Source organism: Clostridium sp. MCC344, from assembly GCF_018785365.1.
In the GTDB taxonomy this organism is placed as follows: domain Bacteria; phylum Bacillota; class Clostridia; order Lachnospirales; family Lachnospiraceae; genus Pilosibacter.
In genome coordinates this window covers 290,698-306,013 of the sequence record NZ_WQPQ01000013.1, presented here as the reverse complement: position 1 = coordinate 306,013, position 15,316 = coordinate 290,698, and the positions used below count along the sequence as shown (strand labels likewise).

The window sequence follows — 15,316 nt, the reverse complement described above, 5'->3', positions numbered from 1 at the left end:
CACCCCAAGTTGAAACAGAACCAGCAGTTCCGCGGACTTGGCCTTGTCCTGCTTGTGATCGCGCTCATCATGTTCGCGTCCAGCCTGACGAGCCAGGGGAGCTTATTCAGCCAGGAGATGACCCACCAGGAATTTATGGTGGCCGTCGAGAATAAGACGATCGAATCCGTGGAGATCAATCAGAACCAGCAGCCGCCGACAGGTACCCTGGATATCCTTTTAAAGAGCGGGGACCGGGCAACGGTTGCAGTATCCGATGTCAAGGACGCGGAAAAACTTCTCCAGGACAATTCCATCGACTACGTCGTTGAGAATGTCCCACAGGAGAACTACCTGATGTCTGTCATTATCCCGGTCGCTTTGAGCGCCGTCGTGATCATGTTCATGTTTATGTTCATGAACGCGAGAGTCGGCGGGGGAGGCGGCGGAAACTCCAAGATGATGAATTTTGGAAAGAGCCGCGCGAAGATGAGCCGGACGAATTCCGTGAATTTCTCCAAGGTCGCAGGACTCGAGGAGGAGAAGGAAGAACTGGAAGAGATCGTTGATTTCCTGAAAAATCCGAAGAAATATACGGATGTCGGTGCCAGGATCCCGAAGGGCGTGATCTTGGTAGGACCTCCGGGAACCGGTAAGACACTTCTCGCGAAGGCGGTTGCCGGTGAGGCGGGAGTTCCGTTCTTTTCGATCTCCGGATCAGATTTCGTCGAGATGTTCGTCGGCGTCGGCGCTTCCCGTGTCCGCGATCTTTTTGAGGATGCGAAGAAAAACGCTCCGTGTATCGTCTTTATCGATGAGATCGATGCCGTTGCGAGACGCCGCGGTACCGGTATGGGCGGCGGACATGACGAGCGTGAACAGACGTTAAACCAGCTCCTCGTTGAGATGGATGGTTTCGGAGTCAATGAAGGAATTATCGTGATGGCGGCGACAAACCGCGTGGACATCCTGGATCCGGCGATCCTGCGTCCGGGCCGTTTCGACCGGAAAGTCGGAGTCGGAAAACCGGATATCCGCGGACGCGAGGAGATCTTAAAGGTTCACTCGAAGGAAAAACCGCTGGGCGACGATGTGAACTTAGAGAAAGTAGCACAGACGACGGCCGGATTTACCGGAGCAGATCTGGAAAACCTCTTAAACGAGGCTGCGATCCTTGCGGCAAAGCAGGCGCGCCGCTATATTCTCCAGGCTGATATCGAGCAGGCGTTCGTCAAAGTCGGGATCGGCGCGGAGAAGAAGAGCAAGGTGATCTCCGAGAAAGAAAAGAAGATCACAGCTTACCATGAGACAGGTCATGCAATCCTGTTCCATGAACTCCCGGATGTCGGACCGGTCCACACGATCTCCATCATCCCGACCGGAATGGGCGCGGCAGGATATACGATGCCGCTTCCTGAGAAGGACGAGATGTTCAACACAAAGAATAAGATGCTGGAGACCATTATGGTTTCTCTCGGCGGCCGGATCGCGGAGGAGATCATCTTCGGAGACGTGACGACGGGGGCATCCCAGGATATCAAGCAGGCATCTGCGATCGCCCGCGCGATGGTAACCCAGTACGGAATGTCTGAGAAGCTCGGAATGATCAACTACGGCAGCGACGATGACGAAGTCTTCATCGGAAGAGATCTGGCGCATACGAGATCTTACGGTGAGCGTGTTGCTTCCGATATCGACAGCGAGGTCAAGAGGATCATCGATGAGTGCTATGCGAAGGCGAAGGAGATCATCCTGGCACATGAGGACATCCTTCATAAGTGTGCTGCTCTTCTGATCGAAAAGGAAAAGATCGGACAGGAAGAGTTTGACAGCCTGTTCGTTGAGGGAACGGAGAAGACGGAGTTAGAGTAAGGTTTCGGATTTGCACCCCGGCAGAAGATCTCACAACAGAAAATTTTAGAAACTTAAGTAAATCGACGTTTGTGCAAAAGAAATGCAGGCAAACGTCGATTTTTTACTTGCAATAACAAAAATGCACAAAGAAAACCGGGGCGGTGGCAATATGAACAAAAAAAAATTTCATGTTTTTAAATGTTTGTGCACACTTATCCGGACTCCTATGCTATATTACTACTCGTAACCCCCCAATACATTATATAGTTTTTGCTATACCCCATAAGAGACATAATACCTTTTCCGGAAGAAAGCCAGTGGTTCCCCCCGCTGGCTTTCTTTCTGCCCATTTTTAAAGAAAAAATCTGAGGATCCTGCTGTGCCGTGCGGGAGCTTCAGATTTTTAGGTTAACCGGAAATTCCGATGGAACTTCCGGTTAACCTAAAAGGCACTGCGTGCCTAAGATGCGCACTCGCGCGAAGATGAAGGTTGTCGCAAGCGACCGCGCGAGGCGCCCGAATGTGCCGAGGCACATTCTTTTTAATCTGCAAAAACAGTTTTTGAGGATCGCCGGAGTGAACTTTCAGAAAAAACGTGCAAATGGGGATATAATCCTGTATAATAACATTTGTGAGAAATGAGTGAGAACAGATACAGAAAATGCAGCCCGGATATCGCAAGAGAGGCTGCATCAGACCAACAAGGAGGCCATTCAAAATGTTGAAGGCGGCACTTTTCAGCGATGGAACGAGAGAGTACCGCATCCCGGAAGAGCCGGAGTGCGGGGAGAATGTTAAGATAAGATTCCGGACCGGGGCCGGGGACGTGGACCATGTATACGCGGTGATCCGTGATGGCGGAAACCGGAATGAGTGCAGGCGGCTGGAGCTTGAGAAGGCGGAGACGGCCGGAAGATTTGATTTTTATGAGAGAACGATCCAACTGGGGGAGACCCCGTTGATATATGATTTTGAGGTTGTAAAAGGAGACGAAGTCTGTCACTATAACCGCCTCGGTGTGTCGGAGCCGGGAGGGATGGACGCTCCGTTTGTGATCACACCTGGATTCCATGTACCGGAGTGGGCGAAAGGCGCCCTGATGTACCAGATCTTCGTGGATCGGTTTAATAACGGGGATCCGACGAACGATGTCCTGGGAGACGAATATGTCTACATCGGATTTCCGGTGGCGAAGGTGGAAAAATGGAATGAGCGGCTTTCCGTCCTTGATGTGGACCGGTTTTACGGCGGCGACATCCAGGGAATCTGGGACAAACTCGACTATTTGCAGAGCCTGAAGGTGGAAGTGCTCTACCTAAGCCCGGTGTTTGTGTCCCCGTCGAATCACAAGTATGACTGCCAGGATTATGAACATATCGATCCTCATTACGGGGTGATCGTGAAGGATGAAGGGGAACTTGTGGCGGCGGATGCGTCGGATAACCGCAATGCGAAGCGGTATTCCGTGCGGACCTCCGACCGGGAGAACCTGGCGGCGAGTGATGCGTTTTTTGCCCGTTTTGTGCAGGAAGTCCACAAGCGGGGCATGCGGATCATCCTGGACGGAGTTTTTAATCACTGCGGGTCTTTCAACAAGTGGATGGACCGGGAGAAGATCTATGAGAAGGACGGCGGGTATGAGCCGGGTGCATACCTCTCAGCGGACAGTCCGTACCGGGATTTCTTTCTGTTTAAGGATGCGAACGGCTGGCCGGACAATGACTCCTACGAAGGCTGGTGGGGACATAACACGCTGCCGAAATTAAATTATGAGGGATCGGAAAAGCTGTATCAGTATGTGCTCGATATCGCGAAACGGTGGCTTTCCCCGCCGTACTCGATCGATGGCTGGCGTCTCGATGTGGCGGCGGATCTCGGTCATTCGCCGGAGATGAACCACCGGTTCTGGAGAGATTTCCGGAAGGTCGTAAAGGAGGCGAATCCGGACGCGCTGATCCTGGCGGAACATTACGGGGATGCCACAACATGGCTTTCCGGGGACCAGTGGGATACGGTGATGAATTATGACGCGTTCATGGAACCGGTATCCTGGTTCCTGACCGGTCTGGAAAAGCACAGCGAGCGGAAGGATGACCACCTTCTGCACAACAGTCAGGCGTTCATGTGCTCCATGCTCTCCAACATGAGCCGGATGCAGACGGGATCTCTCTATGCGGCGATGAATGAACTTTCAAACCATGACCATTCGCGATTCCTCACGAGGACGAACCGCGTCGTGGGACGGCTTTATAAGCCGGAGGATGCGGAGAAAGCGGAGATCGGCGTGAATTACGGAACCTTCCGCTCCGGCGCGGTGATCCAGATGACATGGCCGGGGGCACCGACGATCTATTACGGTGATGAGGCTGGCGTCTTTGGCTGGACGGACCCGGATAACCGGAGAACATTCCCCTGGGGAAAGGAAGACCTGGAACTCACGGAATTTCACCGGTATCTCACGGGGATCCGGAACAGGACTCCAGCGTTCCGACGCGGGGCGTTAAAGCCGCTGCTGGCGGAGAATGGTGTGATCGCGTATGGACGTTTTGATGCGGACGGCCAGGGAGTTGTCGTTGTGAACAGTGAGGATTATTCCCAGAGAATCCGGATTCCGGTGTGGGAAGCGGAAGTGAACGGCGATTTTATGGACCGCGTGATGGCGACGGATGCGGAGCGGTACAACGCGGGCACTGTGCGGTATCCGGTGACGGACGGTGTGATGGAAGTGGAGATCGCGGCGAATGGGGCGATGATCTTTATTGGGAGTAAAGGCGAGTAGATGGCGATCATGGTGCGTGTGCCGGGACTGTAATACGCAGTGTTTTCAAGGGCATTTGGTCATAAAAAATGCTTGATTTTTGAATCGATGTATGGTATCATTTTGACTTGTCAGAATGATATGGGCGGATTCCCGAGTGGCCAAAGGGGACAGACTGTAAATCTGCTGCAACTTGCTTCGGTGGTTCGAATCCACCTCCGCCCATTTTGGTAGCAAAGACCTGAAGAGATGAGAATGTCAAGGGAATGGGACGATGATTAGGGTGGCTCCGAGGTATTATGGAGCTGCGCTCCATAATCGCCGTTTGCAACGGCGATAGCTGCTGATATGAGAAAATTTTCTTATGTGAGCGAGCTCCCAACGAAAATTTTTTCATATCAGCAGCTGCCTCTCATTGTTTATACGCGGGTGTAGTTCAATGGTAGAACACCAGCCTTCCAAGCTGGATACGTGGGTTCGATTCCCATCACCCGCTTTTTGAAGCGTCGGACCTCTGGATTTAGAGGTCCGATTTTTTGTTTAACAGGAAATTCCGTCGGAATTTCCTGTTAAACAAAAAGGCACTGCGTGCCTAGGATGCGCACTCGCGCGAAGATGAAGATCGTCGTAAGCGACCGCGCTCGGCGCGAGAATGTGCCAAGGTCCATTCTTTTTTACCCCCAGGAGGACGAGCATGAATTTACGTGAATATCTGAAAGAAACCAACCTCATCACCGACGGCGCGTTCGGAACTTACTTTGCAGCAAAATACCAGACGCAGGAAATCCCGGAGCTTGCGAATCTCTCGGACCCGGAGAAAGTAAAGAAGACCCACGAGGAATATCTGAATGCCGGAGCAAATTTTATCCGGACGAATACTTTTGCGGCGAACACAGAGACGCTGCAGGAGAGCTTTCCGGAAGTTGAGAAGAACATCCGCGCGGCGGTGGAGATCGCAAGGAGCGCGGCGGACGGGAAGAACGTCTGGATCGCAGGCGATATCGGTCCGATCCCGGTGAATGGGACGGAGGACGCGGCGGCAGCGGCGGACGAGTATTATCAGATCGCAAAGACGTTTGCGGAGACAGGAGTCAAAGTCCTGGACTTTGAGACGTTTGTAGACCTCGACGGGATCCTTCCGGCGATCAAAAAGATCCGTGCCGAGTATGACATGTTCATCGCAGTCTCTTTTTCCGTGAACCAGTTCGGCTACAGCGCGGCAGGACTCAGCGCGAAGCGCCTTTTGGCGGACGCGGCGGCTGTTCCGGAGATCGATGCGGTGGGCTTAAACTGCGGTGTGGGACCGGCCCATATGCGCCAGATCCTGGAAAAAGCGGGACGTCCTGGGGATAAATTCCTGCTGGCGATCCCGAACGCGGGATATCCGACTTTGACGAGAAATAAACTTCAGTTTGGCAACACTCCGGTATATTTTGCGGAGAAGATGAAGGAGCTTCAGGAGCTCGGTGCTGACATTCTCGGCGGCTGCTGTGGAACGGATCCGGAATTTATCCGTGAAATGTCCGCCCGGGACGGAATCCTGAAGAAAAGTGCTCCGGAAAAAGAGGCGGAGAGCAGCGGACAGAGTGAACATGTGGTAAGATATGGATTCCTCTATGATGAGAACGGAAACAGAAAAGAGAAGAAGCTTATCGCGGTCGAGCTGGCGCCGCCGTTTGACGCGGATGATGAGAAACTCCTGGAATCCGCCCATCTTTTAAAGAATGCAGGCGTGGATGTCCTCACATTCCCGGATTCCCCGTCCGGAAGAACGAGAGTCGATTCCGTCCTCATGGCGAACAAGGTGCGCCAGGCGACGGGATTAAATGTGATGCCGCATATCTGCTGTCGTGACAGGAATGCGATCGCGATGCGGTCCCTGTTTCTGGGAGCTGCCATCAATGATATTTACAACTTCCTGATCATCACGGGAGATCCGATCCCGTCGACGGCGAGACAGACGGTCAAAGCGGTGTTCAACTCGGATTCCACGGGGCTTATGAAGATCGCGAAGGAGATGAACGAGGATGTTTTCGCGAAGAATCCGCTCTGCTACGGCGGTGCGATCAACCAGGGAAGAAAGAACCTGGACGTGGAGATCGGACGTGTAAAGAAGAAGATGGAAGAGGGAGCGGAGTTTTTCCTGACCCAGCCGGTATTCACGGAGGAGGACGCGGCGAGACTGCGCCGGATCAAGGATGAGACCGGGGCGCGGATCCTCTGCGGGATCATGCCGCTCATCAGCAGAAAGAACGCGATGTTCATGAAAAATGAGATCGCGGGCGTCAATGTGACGGATGAGATCGTCGCGAGATACCCTGAAAAAGCCAGCCGGAAGGAAGGCGAGGCCGTGGGCATCCAGCTTGCGAAGGAAGTCATGAAGCTGGTGGAGGACTTCGCGGACGGATATTATTTTTCATTCCCGTTCAACAGGGTTTATATGTTGAAGGATATTTGTAACTGTTCAGTAGGTCTGCGCACTTGCTGCGCTGACCGTAATAAAACACAGGCTTGAAGGCAAAAATCCCATCGGCGAAGCCGATTTGGAATGGATTTTTGCTCGTAACTTGCCATGCATCCGAAGGGAAGCTCCGGGGGAGGTTCCCGTAGGTGTGAGGGTACTGAACAGTTACGGATATTTTAGAAAAGTAAAAACAGCAGGAGACGGCACCCGGATCAGGGCGACAGCCGTAAATGGAGAATAGAAAGAGAATGATTAAGACGATCACAGCTGCAGAGCTGATCAATGGAAGAACGTTTGACCGGACGATCATCGACATCCGCCCGGCGGAGGAATATAAAAAGGGGTCCATGGATGCCGCGTTAAATATCCCGGAGGACAAGCTGGTGGAATACCTGGAGAATCCGGAGGAGGCGGACATGGAGTCCGGAACGATCGGAGAGGGAAAGGCCTGGGAAGAGGGCGTAAATGTTGGAAAACTTCTCGCGGCGATCCCGAAGGACAAGCCGGTCTGGGTGCTCTGCCATACGGGAAACAAGAGCCTGTATGTGGCGGAACTTCTGGACGATGCCGGATTTGACGCCGGAAGCGTGGAAGGCGGATACCGCTCCTTCCTGCGCCTGTCCCTGTCCATGATGGTCATGAACGAGGAGGAGGTCGCGGAGCGCACGAAGGCGATCGAGCGCAGCATCATCACAAAATACCGCAAATCGATCTGGAGACGGTTTACAAAGGGAGTCCATGACTACGAGCTGATCAAGGAAGGAGATAAGATTGCGGTCTGCATCTCCGGCGGAAAAGACTCGATGCTCATGGCAAAGCTCTTACAGGAGCTGAAACTTCATGGAAAAGTGAAGTTTGACCTTGTATTTCTCGTGATGAATCCGGGATATAATGAGGACAACTGGAATATCATCTTAAATAACGCGAAGCTTCTGGGAATCCCGATCCAGGTGTTTGACAGCGATATCTTCAATATCGTTGCCGACGTGGATAAGAGCCCGTGTTATCTCTGCGCGAGAATGCGCCGCGGATATCTTTATTCCCACGCGAAAGAGCTCGGCTGCAACAAGATCGCGCTTGGACATCATTTTGACGATGTGATCGAGACGACGCTGATGGGAATGCTGTATAGCGGAAAGGTCGAGACCATGATGCCGAAGCTCCACAGCAAGAACTTTGAGGGCATGGAGCTGATCCGCCCGATGTACATGGTCCGCGAGGCGGATATCAAGGCGTGGAGAGATTACAATCACCTCCACTTTATCCAGTGTGCGTGCCGTTTCACGGAGCGCTGCGCGACATGCGGCGGCGAAAAGGGATCGAAGCGCGACGAGATGAAGGAGCTGATCGCGGAGCTCAGAAAGCGCTGTGACATGATCGACATGAACATCTTCAACAGTGTTCACAACATCAATCTGAAGACGGTCATCGGATATCACAAGGGAGACTGGAGTTACAATTTCCTGGATGACTACGATGAGGAGACGAAGAAAATCCATAATTGACAATTCTTTTCAAACACGCTATAATGAGAGTCTATCGGAGAATGCGCGGATGTGGCGGAACTGGCAGACGCACCAGCCTTAGGAGCTGGCGGGCAACCGTGGGGGTTCAAATCCCTTCATCCGCACTCTTCTGTAGAACAAAAAGATACTCATGTAACTGTGACGATACAATACAGTTACGGACTTACCAGAATAAGGGAGTAGTCGGCGCCGGAAAGCGCAGTAAGGTCAACATACTGGAAATGTTCCTGGCTTTACTTGAAATGATGAGACTTATCTGTCGAAAATGACAGAGAGAGTCTCTTTTTTTGTTTAAGAGGAAATCCCGATGGAATTTTCTGTTAAACAAAAAGGCACTGCGTGCCTGAGATGCGCAATGTGCGAGGCGGAAGGATCGCACAGGAAAGCGTGCTCGGCGCGGGAAACCGGAAAGCGGATTCCTTTTTATCAGAAAAAATAAGCAATTTTTAGGAGGAACATGACTTATGGGACTTTTAGAGCTTTTTATCCTTGCTGTAGGACTGTCGATGGATGCGTTCGCGGTGTCTGTCTGTAAGGGCTTGTCGGTAAAAAAGATGGAACCGAAGCACGCGCTGATCTGCGGTGCATATTTTGGCGGATTCCAGGCTCTGATGCCGACGATCGGCTACCTTCTCGGAAGCCAGTTTGAGTCCATGATCACACAGATCGACCACTGGATCGCATTTGTTCTTCTCGGGATCATCGGAATCAATATGATCAAGGAATCCAGAGAGGATGAGGACGAAGAACTGAACGCCAGCTTTGACGTGAAGACGATGTTAGCCCTGGCGGTGGCGACCAGTATCGATGCACTTGCGGTCGGCGTGACATTTGCGTTTTTACATGTAAACATCGTCTGGGCAGTGACCTTCATCGGATGTACGACATTTATCCTGTCGGCGATCGGCGTGAAGGTCGGTAATGTATTCGGAATGAAGTACAAGTCGAAGGCAGAGTTTGTCGGCGGACTGATCCTGGTCCTCATGGGGATCAAGATTTTGCTGGAGCATCTTGGATTCCTTGGCTGAGCCTGAAAAGCGCGGCCGGATCACGAAAAAACGGCAGCAGGAGAGGACCGGAACAGATAAAGAAGTTGAAAAAATAGATCTTTGGGAGAGAAAACTTCCGGAGGTCCATTTTTGACGATAAGAGTGTTAACTTTAAGAGCGTGAACTTTTGTTGTCCGGCGTTCTTGACAAGGCATTCCGGTACCGATATAATGAATAATTGTCTGATACAGACAGATGAGATTTTGTAAGAATACCGTAATTGGAACGATATTACATAATCATAACCGATACATATCAGGGTTCGGCACCATTTCGGTGCGGACCCTGTCGTTGCATCCTGATAAATTCTGATAAAGTAAAATAAGGAAAATACAGACATGAACAGAGAGAGAGACCAGAGGGGATCAAGGGGACCGAGAGACCAGAGAGATCCCAGAACCCAGAGAGACCAGAGAGACGAGTACAGGCAGCATTCCCCGGCCTGGATCCGGGCGCAGAGGCGGAAGAGAAAACAGATCTTAAGACGACGGATCATGATCGGCGGAGCGATCATCTGCCTGATCCTGATCATCGGAGTGATCCGGCTTATTTCCGGCTTGTTCGGGCATGGAAAAGAGAAGACAACGGATACGGTCGCGGAGGAATCCACATTCCAGGCATCCGATATCAGCGTCAACGGGATTTCTTTAAAGGGAATGACAAAGAGCGAGGCGAAAGCTGCCATCGAGGCGAAGTTTCCGTGGAATGTGAAGATCTCTTACAACGGGGAGAGTGTGGACGCGGACAATATGATCGACACCGAGCTGGATGCCTTTTTGGACGGGATTTCTGCTGACAAGGATGGCGGAGAATATACATTCTCGGTGGAAGATTCTGAAGATCTGCAGTCCGCAGCGGCAAAGGCAGCAGCGGACGCGGCGGCGAAGTGGGATGTGAAGGCAAAGAACGGCTCGATCTCCGAGTATGACGCTGCGACGGATAAGTTCCTGTTTGCGGACGGAGCTCCGGGCAAGGCTGTGAACCAGGAGAAGCTTATAAAGGACCTCGTGGAGGCTGCGACAAGCGGAAACTATGACGCCGTGATACAGGCTGAGGTCAATGAGAGCCAGCCGGAGCTTTCCGCAGCGAACGCGAAGGAGCAGTATAAGACTCTTTCTACGTTTACGACGGAGACGACCGCCAACGAGAAGAGAAATACAAACGTAAAGCTTGCGGCCAGAGCTATCAACGGAACCATCGTGCGGCCGGGTGAGGAATTTTCCTTTAATAAGGTTGTAGGACAGCGCACGGCGGAAAAGGGATATCAGGAAGCGGCTGCCTACAGTGGAGGCGAGGTCGTACAGGAACCGGGCGGTGGTGTATGCCAGGTATCTTCGACGATGTACCGTGTGGCATTCCAGTCCGGTATGCAGATCACGTTCCGAAGATCCCATACCTTTGAGCCGAACTACGTAACTCCGGGACAGGATGCGGCGATCAGCTGGGATATTCCGGATTTCCGGTTTATCAATACGTCAAAGGCAGCGATCGGTATCCGCGCGAACTACAGCAACCGGAAGATGACGGTCTCCTTCTACGGAGTACCGGTGCTGGAGGATGGAATCACCTGGAGTCTGGAGTCCGAGAAGACGGATGAGCTTCCACCGCCGGAGCCGACCTATGTGGAAGACCCGACGCTGGATCCGGGTACCGAGGTGACACAGAAGGCGGCGACGAACGGCAGCCGCTGGGTTACCTATAAGATCGTTTCAAAGAACGGAACTGTTGTCGAAAAGACAGAAGATCACGCGAAGACCTACAAGGGACACGCAGCTGTGATCCGCAGAAATACGGGAACCGTGAAGGTTTCACCGGATGAGACGACGGCCGTTGAGTCCACGTCCGCCGCAGCCGTAGACGGAATGCCGGACGGATACGTTCCGGGCGAGAGCGTCGCGCCGGAGAGCTCTGCCGCTGCGACAACCGCAGCCGGTTCTTCCGGCACATCGACAACAGCGGCATCCACCGGTGGATCTGAGACGAAGGGCACACACAGTGAGACAACGGCTGCATCGACGACAGCGGCAGCGACTGAGGCTGCGACGACGGCTGCACCGGCGACAGAAGCAACGACGGCAGCCGCGCCAAACGGCCCGGGTGATGAAACAACAGCAGCGGCTACAACGGAAGCGGTTGGAAATATTGCAGGATTTCCGGGAAATTAAATAGAGAGAATAAAGAAAACGCACATCATGCTTTCAATTACCTTAATTATATGGGAGAAAGAAGATGTGCGTTTTGATTTAGTGTGAGAGAACGAGACGTCGCGGAGCGTAAACGAAAGAAAAGAGGTGTCCCAAAGGATACCTCTTTTCTTTCGTTTTTGTAAAAGCACGAGACGGGATTCGAACCCGCGACCCTCGCCTTGGCAAGGCGATACTCCACCACTGAGCCACTCGTGCGTATCAGGTTACCATCATGATAGCATGGATCTTTTGAAGTGTCAAGATAAGAAAAGTGTGGTATACTGTGGAGGATATGAAAAAATTTACTGGTCAGGTCAGCACATGGAAGTAAAAGAGAGGAAAAAACATTGGAAACATCAGTAAGATCAAAGGAAATGGACATGTTAAACGGAGGACTGGCAGGAAAACTGATCCTGTTTTCGATACCGTTAGCGTTCAGCAGTATTTTGCAGCAGCTGTTTAATTCAGCGGACGTTGCCGTTGTGGGAAGATTCGCGGGGGAACAGGCGCTGGCGGCCGTGGGAAGCTGTGTGGCACTGGTTGGAATTTTCGTGAACCTGATCGTAGGACTTTCTGTGGGACCGAATGCAGCTCTGGCGAACCTTATTGGTCAGAAGAACCGCGGTAAGATCAACAGCATGGTCCACACGATCCTGACCTTCGGTGCGGTTCTCGGAATTGCGCTTCTCGTGATCGGAATGATGGTGGCAAGACGGATCCTTGTGGCATCCGGAACGCCGGAGACAGTGCTGGATCAGGCACTCTTATATATCAGGATCTATTTTGTGGGAATTCCGTTTATGGTCGCGTACAACTTTGGTGCTGCCATTGTCAGAAGCTACGGTGATACGAGGAGACCAATGTGCTACCTTATCGTGTCCGGCGTGCTGAATGTAATTTTAAACCTGCTCCTTGTGATCGGATTCCATCTGGGAGTTGCGGGCGTTGCCATCGCCACGGTGATCTCCAACGTGGTCAGCACATTCCTCATTATCTCCCATCTGTACCGCAGGAATGATGAGTTCAGTTTCCGGTTTGACAGGATGCGGATCGATACAAATGAGCTGAAAAAGGTGCTGGCGATCGGTATCCCGGCAGGAATTCAGGGTGCGATCTTTTCTGTTTCCAACGTGTTTATCCAGAGCGGGATCAACATGTTCGGTGAGGCGGCCATCGCGGGTTCATCCCTGGCGCTGAATTTTGAGTATTTTACATATGATATTGCAGGTGCATTTGCCCAGGCGGCGGTTACATTTACAAGTCAGAACTTTGGTGCGGGCAACATGAAGAGATGCAGAAAGATCTTCTGGCTCTGCCTGCTCTTTGGATTCGGATTTACGGAGATCCTCAGCGTGATCTTTATCGTGTGGGAAGATTTTTTCGTCAGCATCTATACGACGAGCGCTGCGGTGGCGGCATACGGGATCATACGAATGGATCGTGTGTGTGCCTTGGAAGGTTTAACTGCGACATATGAGGTTGCAAGTTCCTGCCTGCGAGGAACTGGAAAGTCCCTGGAGCCATCCGTCATCACGATTCTCGGCACAGTCGTATTCCGACTGATCTGGCTCACAACGATATTCCGCATGTTCACGACTTATGATATGTTGATGAATGTGTATGTGGCGTCCTGGCTGTTTACGGGATGTTCAATGTTCGTGGTCTACTTCTTCCATATGAGGAAGATAGATAAGCTGTTAGGGGCGAGATAGAGAGAAATCTGTTACTGTCTGCGCAGTGCGTAAATAATAGAGAAGCGTTTTCCTGAGGGATATCTGTTGATGAGATGACCGGACAGGAGAACGCTTTTTAAAATGATGCGCACTCGCGCGAAGATGTAGATTGTCGCAAGCGATCACGCGAGGCACATTCTTTTTCATATATAGTGGTTAAAGACTGGCAGATTGGATGATATGGTTGAGAAGTTAGAAGCCAGTTGAAATGGTTTTCCGGCTTATAAGTGAATGATCTTCGCACCCAGAAGCTCTGCGTCGTCCTCCGCATGGGTAGCGATGATCAGGAGCTTTCCGGCGCAGAGCTCTTTGACCAGATCGATCGTGAGCTGCCTGGTATCCGCGTCCAGTCCGGTAAACGGCTCATCCATGAGAATGATATCGGTCGGTGCGAGGATCGCGCGCAGGATCGCGACACGCCTCTTCATGCCGCCGGAGAATTCACAGACGGGCTTATTCAGGGCGTCTTCCGGAAGAAGACGGAGCAGGTATGCGGTCAGAGCTTCGCTGGAATATCGCTTTCCAAGAGCGAAGCGGAGGTTTTCAATGGCGGTATAGCATTCCAGAAGACGGTTTTCCTGAAAAACAGCGGAGATCAGGGGACGCATCCCACGGATCCTGCAGGGATCAGATTTTGATACCGTGCCGGAAGAAGCTTTTATGTCGTTATTGCCGGTATCCCCTGCTGATGTACCGAACAGGATCACACCGGAATCCGGCTTTTCAAGCCCGAGGATCAGACGGAACATTGTAGTCTTTCCGTTTCCGGATGGTGCCATCAGACAGTAGAAAGTTCCGGAGGAAAATTCCAGGGAGAGATCGGAGAGAACCGGCTGCCCGTCGTAGGATTTGGTGACGGAGCGGAGTGTGAGGGCAGTGTCATTTTTTTTATTTATCGGACTCATTCACATCAGCCCCCTTTCCGGCACATTTCTTCAGAATCCACAGAAAACCTTTCTCAAACAGACTGCTCACAAGAATGATGACAACCGTCCACGCGAAGAGCTCCGCGGTACTCAGATAGATCTTCGCGAGATACAGCCCCTCGCCGATGGAACCGTCCGGCACACCGATGACTTCGGCGGCGATCCCGGACTTAAATCCCATGCCGAGTGCTGTGCGGCAGGCGCTTTTTAAGTACGGGTAGAGTGCTGTGCGGTAGATATAGAGCGCCCGGCGGATAAACGGGATGTGGAAGACTTCCGCCACCTCTAAAAGCTCACGATCCGCAGATATCAGCCCGGCTTTCGTGTTCACATGGATCATGGGATAGACCACGAGGAACGAGATAAAGACGGAGAGGTTTTTAGAGCCGGTCCAGATCAGCGCCAGGATCACGAAGGAAGCGACGGGAACCGTCTTCATGAGCTGCACCGGCGGCTCTAAGAATTCGTCCACGATGGGAAAACGGTACGCCAGAGATCCGGTGAAAAGTCCAAGAAAAAATGCCAGAAAGAATCCGATGCTGATCCGCCAGAAAGAAAACGCAATGGCGGACCAGAAATCCGGGAGTAGGATCTGCTCACAGAGCGCCCGCAGCGTATCGGCAGGCCCCACAAGGAAAATATGATTCCGGATCAGGGAAGCTGCGGTCTGCCAGAGGACGATCCAGAAAAGGATGATCGAGAGCCTGCGGAGAAATCCGGAAAAACGATGATCCATGGCGGCTGTCTCCTTCCATAAAGTGTAATAAAAATTAATGCTGTTTTCCAGCGGTTGAATTTCTACATGTAATCGTAATAATAAAATTATAGTAACTATTCAGTG

General features: G+C 52.0%; 9 protein-coding genes and 4 tRNA genes. 10 read left to right on the top strand and 3 right to left on the bottom strand.

The window, feature by feature from the left end; genetic code table 11:
- Nucleotides 1-9 precede the first annotated feature (9 nt).
- From ftsH to GPK90_RS03580, 9 genes are all read left to right on the top strand, one after another.
- Nucleotides 10-1,851 (top strand): ATP-dependent zinc metalloprotease FtsH, encoded by a 1,842-nt coding sequence (ftsH, locus tag GPK90_RS03620; protein ID WP_215702182.1) that lies wholly within the window; start codon nucleotides 10-12, stop codon nucleotides 1,849-1,851.
- Nucleotides 1,852-2,551: 700 nt separating this feature from the next.
- Nucleotides 2,552-4,612, top strand: a complete 2,061-nt coding sequence (locus GPK90_RS03615; RefSeq protein ID WP_215702181.1) for an alpha-glycosidase — start codon at nucleotides 2,552-2,554, stop codon at nucleotides 4,610-4,612.
- Nucleotides 4,613-4,734: 122 nt separating this feature from the next.
- Nucleotides 4,735-4,816, top strand: a tRNA-Tyr gene (locus GPK90_RS03610).
- A gap of 200 nt (nucleotides 4,817-5,016) precedes the next feature.
- Nucleotides 5,017-5,087 (top strand) — tRNA-Gly (locus GPK90_RS03605).
- Nucleotides 5,088-5,285: 198 nt separating this feature from the next.
- Complete coding sequence (locus GPK90_RS03600; protein ID WP_215702180.1) at nucleotides 5,286-7,106, top strand: bifunctional homocysteine S-methyltransferase/methylenetetrahydrofolate reductase; 1,821 nt, start codon at nucleotides 5,286-5,288, stop codon at nucleotides 7,104-7,106.
- A 197-nt stretch (nucleotides 7,107-7,303) separates the two neighbouring features.
- Complete coding sequence (locus GPK90_RS03595) at nucleotides 7,304-8,560, top strand: PP-loop family protein (RefSeq protein ID WP_215702179.1); 1,257 nt, start codon at nucleotides 7,304-7,306, stop codon at nucleotides 8,558-8,560.
- Nucleotides 8,561-8,605: 45 nt separating this feature from the next.
- Nucleotides 8,606-8,685 (top strand) — tRNA-Leu (locus tag GPK90_RS03590).
- Nucleotides 8,686-9,045: 360 nt separating this feature from the next.
- Nucleotides 9,046-9,609 (top strand): manganese efflux pump MntP, encoded by a 564-nt coding sequence (locus GPK90_RS03585; RefSeq protein ID WP_118298318.1) that lies wholly within the window; start codon nucleotides 9,046-9,048, stop codon nucleotides 9,607-9,609.
- Nucleotides 9,610-9,968: 359 nt separating this feature from the next.
- On the top strand, nucleotides 9,969-11,795 hold the full coding sequence (locus GPK90_RS03580) for a VanW family protein (RefSeq protein ID WP_215702178.1): 1,827 nt from the start codon (nucleotides 9,969-9,971) through the stop codon (nucleotides 11,793-11,795).
- A 165-nt stretch (nucleotides 11,796-11,960) separates the two neighbouring features.
- Here GPK90_RS03580 and GPK90_RS03575 read toward each other — a convergent pair.
- Nucleotides 11,961-12,032 (bottom strand) — tRNA-Gly (locus tag GPK90_RS03575).
- 131 nt (nucleotides 12,033-12,163) lie between these two features.
- Between GPK90_RS03575 and GPK90_RS03570 the strand changes: the two genes are divergently transcribed.
- Nucleotides 12,164-13,528 carry an MATE family efflux transporter gene (locus tag GPK90_RS03570; protein ID WP_252197338.1) on the top strand — a complete coding sequence of 455 codons (1,365 nt, stop codon included), beginning with the start codon at nucleotides 12,164-12,166 and terminating at the stop codon, nucleotides 13,526-13,528.
- 242 nt (nucleotides 13,529-13,770) lie between these two features.
- On the opposite strand, the gene GPK90_RS03565 is transcribed toward GPK90_RS03570, so the two are convergent.
- Both GPK90_RS03565 and GPK90_RS03560 read right to left on the bottom strand, forming a co-directional pair.
- Nucleotides 13,771-14,454 carry an ATP-binding cassette domain-containing protein gene (locus tag GPK90_RS03565; protein ID WP_215702177.1) on the bottom strand — a complete coding sequence of 228 codons (684 nt, stop codon included), beginning with the start codon at nucleotides 14,452-14,454 and terminating at the stop codon, nucleotides 13,771-13,773.
- Complete coding sequence (locus GPK90_RS03560; protein ID WP_215702176.1) at nucleotides 14,438-15,211, bottom strand: ABC transporter permease; 774 nt, start codon at nucleotides 15,209-15,211, stop codon at nucleotides 14,438-14,440. Before GPK90_RS03560 ends, GPK90_RS03565 begins: the two co-directional genes overlap by 17 nt.
- Between the last annotated feature and the right edge of the window lie 105 nt (nucleotides 15,212-15,316).

What these genes read in the sequence shown, in the direction of transcription:
- GPK90_RS03560 (WP_215702176.1), bottom strand. Translation starts at nt 15,211, where the DNA reads ATGGATCATCGTTTTTCCGGATTTCTCCGCAGGCTCTCGATCATCCTT.
- GPK90_RS03595 (WP_215702179.1), top strand. Translation starts at nt 7,304, where the DNA reads ATGATTAAGACGATCACAGCTGCAGAGCTGATCAATGGAAGAACGTTT.
- GPK90_RS03600 (WP_215702180.1), top strand. Translation starts at nt 5,286, where the DNA reads ATGAATTTACGTGAATATCTGAAAGAAACCAACCTCATCACCGACGGC.
- GPK90_RS03580 (WP_215702178.1), top strand. Translation starts at nt 9,969, where the DNA reads ATGAACAGAGAGAGAGACCAGAGGGGATCAAGGGGACCGAGAGACCAG.
- GPK90_RS03585 (WP_118298318.1), top strand. Translation starts at nt 9,046, where the DNA reads ATGGGACTTTTAGAGCTTTTTATCCTTGCTGTAGGACTGTCGATGGAT.
- GPK90_RS03615 (WP_215702181.1), top strand. Translation starts at nt 2,552, where the DNA reads ATGTTGAAGGCGGCACTTTTCAGCGATGGAACGAGAGAGTACCGCATC.
- GPK90_RS03565 (WP_215702177.1), bottom strand. Translation starts at nt 14,454, where the DNA reads ATGAGTCCGATAAATAAAAAAAATGACACTGCCCTCACACTCCGCTCC.